The sequence below is a fragment of the Pseudomonas reactans genome (assembly GCF_013387025.1).
Taxonomy (GTDB): Bacteria; Pseudomonadota; Gammaproteobacteria; order Pseudomonadales; family Pseudomonadaceae; genus Aquipseudomonas; species Aquipseudomonas reactans.
Genome location: NZ_JACAQP010000007.1, coordinates 174687 through 187632 on the forward strand (window position 1 = coordinate 174687; position 12946 = coordinate 187632).

9 protein-coding genes are annotated in these 12946 nt (G+C 59.3%); 7 read left to right on the forward strand and 2 right to left on the reverse strand.

Annotation, left to right across the window (positions count from 1 at the left end; genetic code table 11):
- Positions 1-154 precede the first annotated feature (154 nt).
- From HX793_RS09830 to xylB, 5 genes are read left to right on the forward strand one after another with little or no spacing between them, the layout of a single operon-like run.
- Entirely contained in the window at positions 155-1687 is a 1533-nt protein-coding gene (locus HX793_RS09830) for a sugar ABC transporter ATP-binding protein (RefSeq protein ID WP_177096255.1), read from the forward strand.
- On the forward strand, positions 1680-2657 hold the full coding sequence (locus HX793_RS09835; protein ID WP_177049521.1) for an ABC transporter permease subunit: 978 nt from the start codon (positions 1680-1682) through the stop codon (positions 2655-2657). The genes HX793_RS09830 and HX793_RS09835 overlap by 8 nt, the downstream gene beginning before the upstream one ends.
- 29 nt (positions 2658-2686) lie before the next feature.
- Complete coding sequence (locus HX793_RS09840) at positions 2687-3619, forward strand: ABC transporter substrate-binding protein (RefSeq protein ID WP_177096253.1); 933 nt, start codon at positions 2687-2689, stop codon at positions 3617-3619.
- A gap of 22 nt (positions 3620-3641) precedes the next feature.
- Positions 3642-4643, forward strand: a complete 1002-nt coding sequence (locus HX793_RS09845) for a LacI family DNA-binding transcriptional regulator (protein WP_177096251.1) — start codon at positions 3642-3644, stop codon at positions 4641-4643.
- A gap of 6 nt (positions 4644-4649) precedes the next feature.
- A complete protein-coding gene (gene xylB, locus HX793_RS09850) occupies positions 4650-6110 on the forward strand; it encodes a xylulokinase (RefSeq protein ID WP_177096249.1) in 1461 nt (486 codons plus the stop codon).
- 189 nt (positions 6111-6299) lie between these two features.
- Here the strand turns inward: xylB and HX793_RS09855 are convergent, their stop codons facing one another.
- A complete protein-coding gene (locus tag HX793_RS09855; RefSeq protein WP_177096247.1) occupies positions 6300-6740 on the reverse strand; it encodes an Lrp/AsnC family transcriptional regulator in 441 nt (146 codons plus the stop codon).
- 109 nt (positions 6741-6849) lie between these two features.
- Here HX793_RS09855 and HX793_RS09860 point away from each other — a divergent pair, with 109 nt between their 5' ends.
- A complete protein-coding gene (locus tag HX793_RS09860) occupies positions 6850-7746 on the forward strand; it encodes a DMT family transporter (RefSeq protein WP_177096245.1) in 897 nt (298 codons plus the stop codon).
- A gap of 388 nt (positions 7747-8134) precedes the next feature.
- Positions 8135-10873, forward strand: coding sequence for a dermonecrotic toxin domain-containing protein (locus tag HX793_RS09865; protein ID WP_178905507.1), 2739 nt, complete (start codon positions 8135-8137; stop codon positions 10871-10873).
- 77 nt (positions 10874-10950) lie between these two features.
- Here the strand turns inward: HX793_RS09865 and HX793_RS09870 are convergent, their stop codons facing one another.
- Positions 10951-12930 carry a peptidase U32 family protein gene (locus HX793_RS09870; RefSeq protein ID WP_177049541.1) on the reverse strand — a complete coding sequence of 660 codons (1980 nt, stop codon included), beginning with the start codon at positions 12928-12930 and terminating at the stop codon, positions 10951-10953.
- Positions 12931-12946 lie beyond the last annotated feature (16 nt).

The following is a 12946-nucleotide window of genomic DNA, read 5'->3' on the forward strand; positions in this document are numbered from 1 at the left end:
TAAAACCGATGCTTTGTGTGCCTATTCAATAAATTGGCTTGATGAAACGTTTCTTCAGGTACAAAAACCGGTAGGCAAGCGCTTGCGTAAAGAAATGTTTCTACATTAGAGTCGGCCCACTGACGACAAAAATAATAAAACCAGGAGCTCATTCATGAGCCTTGAACCCTTGCTTGAAATGCAGGGCATCAGCAAAACCTTCAACGGTTTGCGCGTGCTCAAGAATGTCGGCCTGAAGGTCTACTCCGGCGAAATCCACGCCTTGATGGGGGAGAATGGCGCCGGCAAGTCCACGCTGATGAAAATCCTCTCCGGCGCCTATCAAGCCGACCCCGGCGGTGAAATGCGCATTGCCGGTCAAACGGTAGCCTGCTTCGACCCCGCCACCGCGAAAACCCTCGGCATTGCCGTTATCTATCAAGAATTGAGCCTGTGCCCCAACCTGAGCGTGGCCGAGAACATCTACCTGGGCCGCGAACTGCGGCGTGGCTGGACCATCGACCGCAAGGGCATGGAAGCGGGGTGCATCGAGGTGCTGCAACGCCTCGGCGCCGAATTCACCCCTGCGACACGGGTCAGCAGCCTGTCGATTGCCGAGCGCCAGTTGGTGGAGATCGCCCGCGCCCTGCACGCCCACGCCAAGATCCTGGTGATGGACGAGCCGACCACACCGTTGTCATCCCGCGAGACCGACCGCTTGTTCGCGCTGATCAAGCAACTGCGCAGCCAAGGCCTGGCGATCATCTATATCAGCCACCGCATGGCCGAGATCTACGAGCTGTCGGACCGCGTTTCGGTGTTGCGGGACGGCCAATACATCGGCGAACTGACCCGCGACGCGCTGTCGGCCGAAGTGCTGGTGAAAATGATGGTGGGCCGCGACCTGTCAGGCTTCTACAAAAAGGAACACGCCGCCTACAACCCTGGCAACGTGGTGATGCGCGTGCGCGACATGGCCGACGGCAAGCGCGTGCGCAATTGCAGCTTCGACCTGCATGCCGGCGAAGTGCTGGGCATTGCCGGGCTGGTCGGGGCAGGGCGCACCGAGCTGGCGCGGCTGATCTTTGCTGCCGACCCACGCACCTCGGGTACCTTGGAAGTGGTCGGCAAGACCGTCACCCAACTGCGCACCCCGGCGGACGCGATCCGTGCAGGCGTGGTCTACCTCACCGAAGACCGCAAGGCCCAGGGCCTGTTCCTCGACATGAGCGTGGCGGACAACATCAACGTCTGCGCCTGTGTGCCGGATGCGCATGCCGGTGGCGTGCTGGATCGCGGGCATGCCTTGCAGCGCTCGAATGACGCGATCAAGTCGCTGTCGATTCGCGTGGCGTCGGGCAAGGTGAATGTCGGCGCGCTGTCCGGTGGCAATCAGCAGAAGGTGTTGCTGGCGCGACTGCTGGAGGTCAAGCCGCACGTGCTGATCCTCGACGAGCCCACGCGGGGTGTCGACATCGGCTCCAAGTCCGAGATCTACCGCATCATCAATCAATTGGCCCAGGCCGGTGTCGGCATCGTGGTGATCTCCAGCGAGCTGCCGGAAATCATCGGCACCTGCGACCGCGTGCTGATCATGCGCGAAGGCCAGCTCGTCGCTGAAGTCGGCGGCGCCTCCGGCCAGGCTATTTCCCAGGAACGCATTATTGACCTCGCCACCGGTGGCGATCAGGTGGTTGCCCATGGCTGAGTTGAATATCGCGACAATCGGTAAAGCGCAACGCGCACGCGAGTTGATGCGCACGGTGGGCATGTTGCCGGTGCTGATCCTGCTGCTGGTAGGTTTTGCCCTGGCCAGCGAGAATTTCCTGACGGTGCAGAACCTGTCGATCATCACCCAGCAGGCGTCGGTGAATGTGGTGCTGGCAGCGGGCATGACCTTCGTGATCCTCACCGCCGGTATCGACTTGTCGGTGGGCGCGATCCTGGCGGCATCGGCCGTGGTGGCGTTGCAGGCGTCGATGTCGCCGCAGTTCGGCATGTTCGGGATTGCTGCCGGTATCGGTTTCGGGCTGTTGCTCGGCCTGGTCAATGGCGGCTTGATCGCCTTCATGCGCCTGCCGCCGTTTATCGTCACCCTCGGCGCACTGACGGCCATGCGCGGTTTGGCGCGGCTATTGGCGGATGACAAGACGGTGTTCAACCCGGACCTGCCGTTTGCCTTTATCGGCAATGACTCGGTACTCGGCGTGCCCTGGCTGGTGATCATTGCCGTGGCCGTGGTGGCGCTGTCGTGGTTCATCCTGCGCCGCACGGTGATGGGCGTGCAGATCTACTCGGTGGGCGGCAACCCGGAGGCGGCGCGGTTGTCGGGGATCAAGGTGTGGAAAGTGCTGCTGTTCGTCTACGCCATGTCCGGTGCGCTGGCCGGATTGGGCGCGGTGATGAGCGCTTCGCGATTGTTCGCCGCCAACGGCCTGCAACTCGGGCAATCCTACGAGCTGGATGCGATTGCGGCAGTCATTCTCGGTGGCACCAGTTTTACCGGCGGCGTCGGCACCATCGGCGGTACGTTGATCGGCGCGCTGATCATCGCCGTGCTCACCAACGGCCTGGTGCTGCTGGGCGTGTCGGATATCTGGCAATACATCATCAAGGGCATCGTGATCATTGGCGCGGTAGCGCTGGATCGTTATCGCCAGTCCGGTGCGCGGACCTGATTCCTACAACAATCACAAGAGAGACCCGCATGAACCTCAAACGTATCTTTCCCGTCATTGCCTTGGCTGCCCTGATGTCCCAGGCTGTCGAAGCCCGTGAGTTGAAGGCCCTGGGCATCAGCATGGGCTCACTGGGCAACCCGTATTTCGTGACCCTGGCCGATGGCGCAACCGCCCGGGCCAAAGAGCTGAACCCCAACGTCAAGGTCACCTCGGTGTCAGCTGACTACGACCTGAGCAAGCAGTTTTCGCAGATCGACAATTTCATTTCGTCCAAGGTCGACCTGATCCTGATCAACGCCGTCGACCCCTCTGCCATGGCCTCGGCCATCAAGAAGGCCCGCGACGCCGGCATTGTTGTCGTCGCCGTGGATGTGGACGCCAAGGGCGTCAACGCCACCGTGCAGACCGACAACGTCGAAGCCGGCAAGCTGGCCTGCCAGTACCTGGTGGACAAACTCTCCGGCAAAGGCAACGTGATCATCCAGAACGGCCCGCAAGTCACCGCCGTGACTGACCGCGTCAAAGGCTGCAAGGCCGCGCTGGCCGCTGCGCCGGATATCAAGGTGCTGTCCGACGACCAGGACGGCAAAGGCTCCCGCGAAGGCGGCTTGAACGTGATGCAGGGTTACCTCACGCGCTTTCCGAAAATCGACGGCCTGTTCGCGATCAACGACCCACAAGCCATCGGCAGCGACCTGGCCGCCAAGCAGCTCAAGCGCAGCGGCATCATCATCACCTCGGTGGACGGCGCGCCGGATATCGAGAATGCCTTGAAGACCGAGTCGCAGATCCAGGCGTCGTCCAGCCAGGACCCCTGGGCCATGGCGCAGACCGCGGTGAACGTGGGCAATGACATTCTCAATGACAAAGCCCCGGCCGAAGCGGTTACCCTGCTCACGCCAAAACTGATCACCCGTGACAACGTCGCTACGTACAGCGGTTGGTCGAGCAAACATTGATCCACTGAGAAGGAACAGCGTCGTGGTCACCATGGATGACGTGGCAAGCAGGGCGGGGGTGTCGACGTCGACGGTGTCCCACGTGTTGAACGGCACCCGCAAGGTCAGCCCGGCCACCGTGCTGGCGGTGCAGCAGGCGATCCAGGCGTTGGGCTACATCCCCAACACCCTGGCGCGCTCGCTGGCCCGGTCGAGCACCAACACCATTGGCGTGGCGATCTCGGCGTTGTCCAACCACTACTTCAGCGAGACGGTACACGCGATCGAAACCGCGTGTGCTCAGCACGGCTACATGATGCTGTTTGTCGACACCCATGATGATCCGGAGCAGGAGCTGAAAGTGGTCACGGCGCTGCATCATCGGCGGGTCGATGGGATTGTGCTGGCGCCTTCGAACGGCTCAAAGGCCCTGGATTATCTGCGCGCCAACGAGATTCCAGCGGTGCTGGTGGACCGCATGATGAGTGAGCACTTCGATCAGGTTGGGGTGGAGAATGCCCAGCCTACCCAGGTGCTGGTTGAACACCTTATCGCCCATGGCCATCGCCGGATCGGCTTTATCGCCGGGCGTGAAGGTTTCAGCACCACCGATGAGCGCGTCGCCGGTTACCGTGCCGCATTGCAGGGAGCGGGGCTGACGTTTGATCCGGAGCTGCTGGTCAATGGCGGCTCCAATACTGAGCCGGCACGCCAGGCGACGGTGCAGTTGCTGGGCTTGGCGCTACCGCCGACGGCGATCATGGCCGGCAACAACCTGATGACCCTGGGCGCCATGCAGGCCCTGCGTGACGCGCAGATCGACGTGCCGGCGCAGATGGCGCTGGTGGGTTTTGATGATTTCGACTGGGCGGATTTTTTCGTGCCGCGCCTGACACTGATCGCGCAGCCGGTGCAGGCACTCGGCGCCCAGGCGGTGAACCTGTTGTTGCAACGCATGGCTTCACCCGGCGCACCGACCCAGAGTGTGCGCCTGGCGCCGACGCTGCAATGGCGTCATTCATGTGGCTGTAATGGAGTTGAATGACCCCGTATGAGCAATCCCGTTTCCCTCGGCATCGACCTCGGCACCTCGGAACTCAAGGCCATCCTCATGGACCTCGACGGCACAGTGCTGGCCCATGCCGGCGTGCGCCTGAGCGTGTCGCGGCGTCATAGCGGCTGGTCCGAGCAGGACCCGCTGGATTGGTGGCAGGCCTGCTTGCAGGCGCTGGCCCAGTTGCGTACCCATGAGGCTTATGCCCGTGTGGCCTGTATCGGCCTGTCCGGGCAGATGCACGGCGCGGTGTTACTGGGGGCGGATAACCGCGTGTTGTACCCGGCGATCCTGTGGGACGACTCCCGCGCCGTCGCCGAGGCCGAGGAGCTGGGCCCGGAGTTCGCCGACATCACCGGCAGCTTGCCCATGGCCGGACTGACGGCGCCGAAACTGCTGTGGCTACAGCAGCATGAGCCTGAGGTATTCAGGGCCATTGATTGTGTACTGTCGCCCAAGGATTACCTGCGGTTGCGCCTGAGTGGTGAGCGCATCAGTGAGATGTCGGATGCTGCTGGCACGTTGTGGCTGGATGTAGCACGCCGCGAGTGGTTCGCGCCCATGCTGCGCGCGACGGGCCTTGCGCCGGAGCAGATGCCCAGGTTGGTGGAAGGCGGCGCCGCGAGCGCGTGTTTGACGGCGATGGACCTTGGGTTGTCGGCTGACGTCGTGATCGCTGGCGGCGGTGGCGACAACCCGGTAGCGGCTGTCGGTATCGGTGCGATCAACGCTGGCGACGGCTTCATCACCCTCGGCACCAGCGCTGCCATCGTCGCAATCACCGACCACGTCGCCGGCAACCCGGCCAGCGCCGTGCACAGTTTCTGCCATGCGCTGCCGAACCGTTGGTACACCATGGGCGCCATGCTGGCCGGGGCCAGTTGCCTGCGTTGGGTCACACGGCTGACGGGCACTGCGGATGAGCAAGCGTTGCTGGACCAGGTGCAGGCGCAATTGCCGATCAAACAACCCTTGCCACTCAGCACGCCCTTGTTTCTGCCGTACCTTGCCGGAGAACGCACACCTCACAACGACCCGCTGCTGCGTGGCGGTTTCATGGGCCTGGGCCATGACTGCACACCCGCGATGCTCGGCTATGCAGTCATGGAAGGTGTAGGGTTCGGCTTGCTGGATGCGCTGCGCGCCGTGCAATCGGCCGGCGCCGACATAGGCGCCTGTGCCTTGGTGGGCGGCGGTGCGCGTAGCGAGTATTGGGCGCAGTTGCTGGCCAACATCCTGCAGCGGGAGATTTTTACGTTGCACGGCAGTGAGCTGAGTGCCTGTATCGGGGCGGCGAAGCTGGGCTTTCTGTCGATTGGGCAGGGGGAGGGATTGTTGCAGTCGGGGATGGCGGTGAAGGCGCGATACTTGCCGGATGCCAAGCAGCAGGCGGTACTGGAAGTGCGATATCGCAAGTTCCAAGGCTTGCTTAATGCCGCAAAAGCGCTGCACGGCTGACGGCTGCCGCTTCCTGTGGCGAGCGGGCTTGTCCCGCGTTGGGGCGCGAAGCGGCCCCTGTCAAGACCACCGCAGTGCGTCAGGCTAAACTGCATTGCTTGGATTTGGGGCTGCTTCGCAGCCCAACGCAGGGCAAGCCTGCTCGCCACAGGAAGCCTGCTCACCATAGGAAACGTGTTTCTTTATTCATCAATCCCCCAGCGGCGGCAAACGCCGTTTCACCGGGGTTTTCTTGACGATCGCGGTGTTGGTTTCTGCATAGGCATTCAGCTTATCGAGCAGGCTGTCCAGATGATCCATGGTGCGCACATGCAACCGTGCGATGAAGCAGTCATCGCCGGTCACCTTGTCGCACTCGGTGAACTCGGGAATCGCCTGGATCTGCCGCTCCACCTCCTGCAATTTGCCGGGCAACGGACGGATGCGCACGATGGCTTGCAGCAGGTAGCCGAAATGCTTGGGGTCGATGTCGACGGTGTAATGGATCAGCACGCCGCGCTCTTCGAGACGACGCAAACGTTCGCCGACACTGGGCGAAGACAGCCCTGTGATGCCGGCGAGGGCCTTGAGGGACAGGCGCGAGTCATCCATCAAGGCGGCGATGAGTTGCTGGTCGACGGTGTCAATCATGGTATTCACCTAATAAGTAAAGGCAATCCAGCGATTTGGCCTTTTTTAGGCGCTGGAGCCGCTCCCGAGCAGATTGCCATAATTGAGCCTCACTTGAGGAGCTTTCATCGTGGACACATCAATCCGTCGCGGGTCGTGGGAAATGATCGCCGCCATGCTGATCTCCGGCACCATTGGTTGGTTTGTGCTGGTATCGGGCGTGTCGGTGATCGAAGTGGTGTTCTGGCGCTGCGTGATCGGCGGGCTGACGCTGTTGCTGGTATGTGCCTTGCTTGGCTACCTGCGCCTGGACCTGCTCAGTTGGGCCAAGGTTGGGCTGGCGGTGCTCAGTGGCGTGGCCATCGTCGGCAATTGGTTACTGTTGTTCGAGTCCTATTCCCATGCGTCCATCGCGATCAGCACGGCGGTGTACAACGTGCAGCCGTTCATGTTGGTGCTGCTGGCGGCGGTGTTTCTCGGTGAAAAGATCACCGTGATGAAGCTGGCATGGCTGAGCATGGCGTTCCTCGGCATGCTGGCGATTGTCACCTCCCATGGTGACCAGCAGAGTGGCGGGGATTATCTGGTAGGGATCGGGCTGGCGTTGGGTGCGGCGTTCCTGTATGCGATTGCCGCATTGATCATCAAGCGCTTGAAGGAGGTGCCGCCGCATTTGATGGCGTTGATCCAGGTGGCAACAGGCGCCGTGCTGCTGGCTCCGCTGGTGCCTTGGAACATCCTGACGGCTGCGCCGAATGCCTGGGCGGCGCTGGTGACCCTTGGGATGGTGCACACGGGGTTGATGTATGTATTGCTGTACGGAGCGATCCAGAAACTGCCCACCGCCATTACCGGAGCGTTGTCGTTTATCTACCCCATTGCGGCGATCTTTGTAGATTGGTTTGCCTTCGGGCATCGCCTTGGCTGGCTGCAATGGTTGGGAGTGGCGGCGATTTTGTTGGCGGCCGCAGGGCTGCAGCGGGACTGGGGTAGCCTCGCCACCCTTCGTAGGCGCACATCAGCGTAACTTTATGCCCACTAGTGTGTAGGGTTTAATAATAATTTTGAGTTCAATGGAACAAACTCCCACGTAAGCACCACACAGGAGATGACAAGCATCACAGTAGAAGTACTGCATTGCTTGGAAAAAATCCGCCCACAAATAGTGGAGCTTTCGCCGGATATGCTTGCCCGATCAACAAAAGTGTCAACCGAAGCAATCAATACGGGCGCCACACAGAGTAGTAAAAAAGTTATCGGTACGTCGGGAATGAGCAATGCTGAGTTGTACTGAATAGAACAACAGGGCTATCAATGATGTGAATGCCTGGCAAGTAAAGGATGAGTTGGCCTCTGACGTTTTAACAACGGCGCATTGAAAAGGTTGCGCCGACAAAGCCAGGTAATCGCTAATCATGATCAATGACTTAATTGGCAACTTCGGATATTCAACTCCTTCGTCTGACTCGACCGCTTTCTGGCGTTCGGCGCCAAACCAGGTCAGGCCAGCGGGGGCTGGCGGACCTGGCTACGCCTCAAACAGCATCAAGGACACGGTTCATGAGCACATGGTGAAGGACTTGAATACCGGCACACTGCAGCCCGAGGTCCAACAACTGGTCGATGCGGTGCTGTTTCCCGGTAAACAAGGTATACCAAAGGTTGAAGTGAGCCATTTAAGGGCAAAGGGAGTTACGGCCAAGGACGCTATCGTTATACAACGCGTGCTTTCTGAGTCCAAAAAACCAAATGTGGTGCTGTTTATCCCTCAACAACGAGCGCCGTCCTTTCAAGCGTTCAATAGCGCTGCTGAGGTGAATACTTGGCTGAAAAAGCTGACTGGCGACCCGGCGCCACTCAATTGGCTGACGCTGGACGCGCACGACGGCACCTCACGGAGTAGGCGTAAACGTGAAGCCAACCAGCAGGAATACCCCGCCACGGTAGTGGAAATAGTCAGTACGCCAGCGCAGGTCGTTGATGTTACTCCGCCTCGAATAGAGGCAGGCAAGTCGAATGCCGCGGTGCCCGGTGACAAAATTGACCAGTCGGCTCAAACCATTGTCGATCTCGTCGACCAGATGGAAGAGCAATATCCCACCCCTCAAAAGGTAGTGTCCGAGCAGGTGCGCAAAGACATCAAGGCATTCACAAAACAATTTGGCCCATCAGAGATTGATATTGACCCCGACAAGGTTTTTATTCAGCACTTCAGTGAAGATGATACTGACTATAAAAAACACGGATTCAATCCCAAAGGTTATGTGATCGGTGACTGCAAGCCGACGAGCCCGCCCAAGTCGTTAACACAGGCAATCGCGGACAACGACCCTTGGCTGGATGATCGCGTCATCGGAGGGCAAACCGTTATCTTTTCGGGGGACCCAGACAATCCGATATACGACCCTGCTAAAAAAATCGATATAGATCCAGGTTTACTGCCCTCGATTGCGCGTAATCGGGATATGGCACAACTGTACGGAACGGCGCAACAGAAGTTCTGGCAGGAGAACATGGGGACTATGCAGGCGCTGCACGAAAAAAATTACATGTTCCGTGCTGGGCTCGACGCAGCGAATGGTCTGCTGTCGAAGGACGGCTTGGCGATGGTGGTTGAAGCGGCAGAGTTTGAGACCCCCGGAAAGTCCGACACGGAGCATGTGGAACGCTCGATGTTGGAAATCAATAATTATCGTGCCACTGACATTACCGTGCTCAAGCATAAGGAAACCGGTCGAATCGTGGTGTATATGCCCGGCGACGGGCAATCGTTCTTTGAGTTCAAGGACGAAGCTGCGATGCGTCAGTGGGTCTATGACGTGGCAAAGAGTGAGGAGGGGCGTGCGGAGTTGGAGCGGCACTTTACCGATTACTACCTTCGCGATGGGCCCATCAGAAAAGGCGTCAGCAGCACATTAAAAAATATCGGTGCAAACACTAAGACCTATCTTCCCGGCGTAGTGGGTTATGGTCGACCTGACAGCCGTATCGAAGGAAATATGTTCGAAAACCTAACCAAACTTCAGTCATGGGATGCGATATCGGATGGTGACGAATGGATCAAGTCGAACCGTAAGATCCTTTTATCTCGTATTTCCCAGATAGCTGGGGCGGTGGGGGTGGTCATCCCTCCTGCGGTGTTTTTGACGGCGCCCATTCAGATCTTTATCGGTGCATGGCAGGCCAACAATGGACACACTGAGGCAGAGCGCAATGCTGGGCTTGTGGAAGCCGGTTTTGCCGTAGGTGACGTTGCGCTGTCGGCCTTACCAACAAAATGGGTGGGGAAACTGCTAAAACCTTTGGCTAAAAGAGGCTCAAGATTAATCAAAGGACTTGGCAACAGTAAGGGCCGTTATTCAATTGGGCGCCGCGCACCCAATACGAACGGGCCGCATGGCGTTGAAGGCACCTACACACCTAAACCAAATGGCAAGGAACCCATCGCTGTAAGCGCTCCGGTACCTAAAGAGAAACCCGTTGCCTACCCCGGTATAAAGGGGACGGTGCCGGTAGAAGAAATCTCTACCCAGAAGGGAAAATTGGTCAAGTTGGGCGGTACCATGGACAGCCTCACGGAGGTCGATGATGGCCTCCTTACCTTTGTGGACCTTAATAAGAAAGATTCGAAAGTACGACTGAATATCATGGCACATGGAGAAGAACCCGGCGGTTTGTCATTGCGCACCAACACCAAAACACCAGCCAAGGTTTGGTACGACGGCAAGGCGCATACGCCACAAGAGTTACTGGATACATTGAAAGCCAAAGGGATCAACCCGAGCGATTATGACAACGTGCGGTTACTCATGTGTTACTCCGCCAATGGCGAACAAGCGTCCTTTGCTGCTGAATTCAGTAGGCTTATTGGCAAGCCGGTCAAAGGCTATGAAGGCACCCTGTCTGCCTATATCGCACCCGAGACGATCAGCGAACTAAAAACCAAGGCGATCAAGTACACTTTCAACAAGGTGGGCGGTGAGGATGAGCTGCTCCCCTTAGAGCGTCGACTGGTGGACCGTACCAGTATGCAATATGTGAGCGGTAAGTTCGCCAGCAAAACTTTTAACGTTGCAAAGAAAAATCCGCATTACAACCCGATCAAGGCGTGGACGTTCACTTATCGGCCCGTGACCTTCTCTCCGACGCCTTGAGCGTGGAAACCATGTCCTCGGTTAGATAGGTAAACGGTGTCCCCGGTTTGTACCGGGGCAAGCCCGCTCACTACAGGTTAATGGGTGCCCTGGAAAATGATGCTTTCCGGGTTGAAATGCTCCACTGCGCTGCCCGGCTGCGGCAAGCCAAGGATGTGGCCCTTGATCTTGCCCACCACGTGCATTTCGCACGGCTTGCAGTCGAACTTCAGGGTCAGCACTTCATCGCCGTGGATCAACTGCATCGGCGCGACCTTGGTCTTCACGCCCGTCACACCCTTGGCCTGTTTAGGGCACAGGTTGAACGAGAAGCGCAGGCAGTGCTTGGTGATCATCACCGGCACTTCGCCGGTTTCTTCGTGGGCTTCGAAGGCGGCGTCAATCAGCTTCACGCCGTGACGGTAATAGAAGTCACGGGCCTTCTGGTTGTAGACGTTGGCCAGGAACGACAGATGCGCTTCCGGGTACACCGGCGGCGGCGAGGTTTCGGCTTTGCGACCACCACGCGGGTGCGCGGCCACACGGGCAGCGGTCAGCGCTTCGATCACTTCGCGGCGCAAGGCCTTGAGCTGCGAGTTGGGGATGAAGAACGCCTGCGGTGCATCCAGCTGGATGTCGGTGGCGTGGTATTCGGTGGTGCCCAGTTGACCGAGCAGGTCGCGCAGGGTGTCCAGCGCCTGTTCTGGCTTGTTGGCTACGCCGAACGGGCCGGGCAGGGTGACGCTGGCACTGATACCTTCTTCGCTGGTGGCGGTGACTTCCAGCTGCGCTTCACGCAGGCGAGCAGCCCAGGTCAGGCCGATACGGCGCTCGGATGATGTCTTGAGCAGCGCCTGTTGCCAGTTGTGGTCGAGGTTACGGTTCAGTGGATGGTTCGGGCGCAACTGGTGCAGACCCGCCGGCATTTCGTTCGGCTCGACACGGTAGCGGTAGCGCTTCTCGCCATCTTCCTCGAACTCGCCTTTAGGCTCGGCGATGTTGGCACGGAAACCCACGACTTCGCGCTTGATCAACACGTTCAGGCCGTCGCCATTGGACAGCGGCTCATGGGTGACCACTTGCAGGTCACGCTTGCCGGCTTTTTCCACCACACCCACCGGCAGGCCGGTAAACGTCGGGGTGTCGAAAGCGCCGATGTCGACCTTGCGGTCGGTGACGAAATAGTCGGTGCTGCCACGGTGGAAGGTTTTTTCCGGGTCCGGCAGGAAGAAGTGCGCGGTGCGGCCGCTGGAAGCGCGCGCCAGGTCCGGGCGGTCTTCAAGCACATCATCCAGGCGCTGGCGGTAATAGGCAGTGATGTTCTTCACATAGCCCATGTCCTTGTAGCGACCTTCGATCTTGAACGAACGCACGCCTGCTTCGACCAGTGCGCGAATGTTGGCGCTCTGGTTGTTGTCTTTCATCGACAGCAGGTGCTTTTCAAAGGCCACGACGCGGCCCTGATCATCTTTCAAGGTATACGGCAAACGGCAAGCCTGGGAGCAATCGCCCCGGTTGGCGCTGCGGCCGTTCTGTGCGTGGGAGATATTGCACTGCCCGGAAAACGCCACGCACAGGGCGCCGTGGATGAAGAACTCGATGGCGGCATCGGTTTCGTCAGCAATGGCACGGATTTCCTGCAGGTTCAGCTCACGGGCCAATACCAGCTGCGAGAAACCGGCCTGATCGAGAAACTTGGCGCGGCCCAGGGTGCGAATGTCGGTCTGGGTGCTGGCGTGTAGCTCGATGGGCGGAATATCCAGCTCCATCACGCCCAGGTCTTGCACGATCAACGCGTCGACGCCGGCGTCGTAGAGCTGATGGATCAGCTTGCGCGCGGGTTCCAGTTCGTTGTCATGCAGGATGGTGTTGATCGTGGTGAAGACGCGCGCGTGATAACGGCGGGCGAATTCCACCAGGGACGCGATATCGCTCACGTCGTTGCAGGCGTTATGGCGCGCGCCGAAGCTCGGGCCGCCAATGTACACGGCGTCGGCGCCATGCAGGATCGCCTCGCGCGCGATGGCGACATCGCGGGCAGGGCTGAGCAATTCCAGGTGATGCTTGGGCAAGGACATAGTTTTTTTAGTCAGG

Coding starts and splice junctions, on each gene's coding strand:
- HX793_RS09835 (WP_177049521.1), top strand. CDS start 1,680: ATGGCTGAGTTGAATATCGCGACAATCGGTAAAGCGCAACGCGCACGC.
- HX793_RS09855 (WP_177096247.1), bottom strand. CDS start 6,740: ATGATTGACACCGTCGACCAGCAACTCATCGCCGCCTTGATGGATGAC.
- xylB (WP_177096249.1), top strand. CDS start 4,650: ATGAGCAATCCCGTTTCCCTCGGCATCGACCTCGGCACCTCGGAACTC.
- HX793_RS09840 (WP_177096253.1), top strand. CDS start 2,687: ATGAACCTCAAACGTATCTTTCCCGTCATTGCCTTGGCTGCCCTGATG.
- HX793_RS09865 (WP_178905507.1), top strand. CDS start 8,135: ATGATCAATGACTTAATTGGCAACTTCGGATATTCAACTCCTTCGTCT.
- HX793_RS09870 (WP_177049541.1), bottom strand. CDS start 12,930: ATGTCCTTGCCCAAGCATCACCTGGAATTGCTCAGCCCTGCCCGCGAT.
- HX793_RS09830 (WP_177096255.1), top strand. CDS start 155: ATGAGCCTTGAACCCTTGCTTGAAATGCAGGGCATCAGCAAAACCTTC.